At 62.4% G+C, this 2,519-nt stretch carries 2 protein-coding genes; both read left to right on the forward strand.

What is annotated here, in order from left to right:
* Nucleotides 1-1,971: molybdopterin-dependent oxidoreductase (locus ACIOU6_RS27855; RefSeq protein ID WP_401139941.1), on the forward strand; the 1,971-nt coding region annotated here is incomplete at its 5' end.
* Nucleotides 1,968-2,519, forward strand: a 552-nt coding sequence (locus ACIOU6_RS27860) for an NADH-quinone oxidoreductase subunit H (protein WP_401139944.1), incomplete at its 3' end; no start/stop codon positions are given. The genes ACIOU6_RS27855 and ACIOU6_RS27860, both read left to right, overlap by 4 nt.

Below are 2,519 nucleotides of genomic sequence, written 5' to 3' on the forward strand. Positions count from 1 at the left end.
ATCGAAAACCGTTTCAACGGTTCGGTGAACCAGTACTTCCTGTGCGACCGTGGCCGTTTCGGTTATGGCTACGTCAACCGCACCGACCGTCCACGTCAGCCGCTGCTGGCCGACGGCACCAAACTGGGCCTGGATCAGGCGCTGGACAAGGCTGCCGATCTGCTGCGCGGTCGCAACATTGTCGGTATCGGTTCGCCGCGTGCCAGCCTCGAAAGCAACTACGCGTTGCGCGAACTGGTTGGCGCCGAGCACTTCTACTCAGGTATCGAAGCCTGCGAACTGGAGCGCATCCGTCTGGTCCTGCAAGTGCTCAAAGACAGCCCGCTGCCAGTGCCGAACATGCGCGACATCGAAGACCACGACGCCGTGTTCGTCCTCGGTGAAGACCTGACCCAGACTGCTGCGCGTATGGCGTTGTCCCTGCGTCAGTCGGTCAAGGGCAAGGCTGAAGACATGGCAGAAGCCATGCGCGTACAGCCATGGCTCGACGCTGCGGTGAAGAATATCGGTCAGCACGCGCTGAACCCGCTGTTCATCGCCAGCCTGGCTGAAACCAAGCTCGACGACATCGCCGAAGAATGCGTTCACGCCGCTCCCGACGATCTGGCTCGCATCGGTTTTGCCGTGGCTCACGCACTGGATGCCAGCGCCCCTGCCGTTGAAGGTCTGGACGCTGAAGCACTGGAACTGGCCAAGCGCATTGCTGACGCCCTGCTCGCGGCCAAACGTCCGCTGATCATCGCCGGTACTTCGCTGGGCTCCAAAGCCCTGATCGAAGCGGCGGCGAACATCGCCAAGGCTCTGAAGCTGCGCGAGAAGAACGGTTCGATCAGCCTGATCGTCCCGGAAGCCAACAGCCTCGGTCTGGCCATGCTCGGTGGCGAATCGGTGGATGCTGCGCTGCAAGCCGTGATCGACGGCAAAGCCGACGCCATCGTCGTGCTGGAAAACGACCTGTACACCCGCACCTCGAAAGCCAAGGTCGATGCCGCATTGAACGCTGCGAAAGTGGTGATCGTTGCTGACCATCAGAAGACGGCCACCAGCGATCACGCGCATCTGGTTCTGCCAGCGGCCAGCTTCGCTGAAGGCGACGGTACGCTGGTCAGCCAGGAAGGTCGCGCCCAGCGCTTCTTCCAGGTTTTCGACCCGCAATACATGGATGCAAGCATTCTGGTTCACGAAGGCTGGCGCTGGCTGCACGCCCTGCGCTCGACCCTGCTGAACCAGCCGATCGACTGGACGCAACTGGACCACGTCACCGCTGCCGTGGCTTCGAGCAGCGAGCAACTGGCACGTATCGTCGACGCGGCACCGTCTGCCGCGTTCCGCATCAAGGGTCTGAAACTGGCGCGTGAGCCGCTGCGTTATTCCGGTCGCACCGCGATGCGCGCCGACATCAGCGTTCACGAACCACGCACCCCGCAAGACAAAGACACCGCGTTCGCCTTCTCCATGGAAGGTTACTCGGGCTCGGTTGAACCGCGTCAGCAGGTGCCATTCGCCTGGTCGCCGGGCTGGAACTCGCCGCAAGCCTGGAACAAGTTCCAGGACGAAGTCGGTGGTCACATCCGCGCTGGCGACCCGGGCACCCGCCTGATCGAAAGCACCGGTGATTCGCTGAACTGGTTCGCTGCCGCTCCGCGCGCATTCAACCCGGCGCCGGGCACCTGGCAAGCCGTGCCGTTCTTCCACCTGTTCGGCAGCGAAGAAACCTCTTCGAAAGCCGCTCCGGTTCAGGAACGCATTCCGACGGCTTACGTTGCACTGGCCAAGTCCGAAGCGGATCGCCTGGGCGTCAACGACGGCGCACTGCTGAGCCTGAACGTGGCCGGCCAGACCCTGCGTCTGCCATTGCGTATCAATGAAGAACTGGGCGCAGGTCTGGTGGCATTGCCTGCGGGCATCGCCGGCATTCCACCGGCATTCGCCGGCGTATCCGTCGACGGTCTGCAGGAGGCAGCGCAATGACCTGGTTCACCCCTGAAGTGATCGATGTGATCCTCTCGGTCATCAAAGCCATCGTGATTCTGCTGGCCGTTGTGGTTGCAGGCGCGTTGCTCAGCTTTGTCGAACGTCGCCTGCTGGGCTGGTGGCAGGACCGTTACGGTCCGAACCGCGTTGGCCCGTTTGGTATGTTCCAGATCGCCGCCGACATGCTGAAGATGTTCTTCAAGGAAGACTGGACCCCGCCGTTTGCCGACAAAGTGATCTTCACTTTGGCGCCGGTGGTGGCCATGTCCGCCCTGCTGATCGCGTTTGCGATCATCCCGATCACCCCGACCTGGGGCGTGGCGGATCTGAACATCGGCCTGCTGTTCTTCTTCGCCATGGCCGGTCTGTCGGTCTACGCGGTGCTGTTCGCCGGCTGGTCGAGTAACAACAAGTTCGCCCTGCTCGGCAGCTTGCGTGCCTCGGCGCAGACCGTGTCCTACGAAGAGTACATGGGCCTCGCCCAGATGGGCATCGTGGTGCAGGTCGGCTCGTTCAACATGCGCGACATCGACGAGTACCAGGCG

The sequence above is a fragment of the Pseudomonas sp. NPDC087615 genome, from assembly GCF_044743445.1.
Lineage (GTDB): Bacteria > Pseudomonadota > Gammaproteobacteria > Pseudomonadales > Pseudomonadaceae > Aquipseudomonas > Aquipseudomonas baetica_A.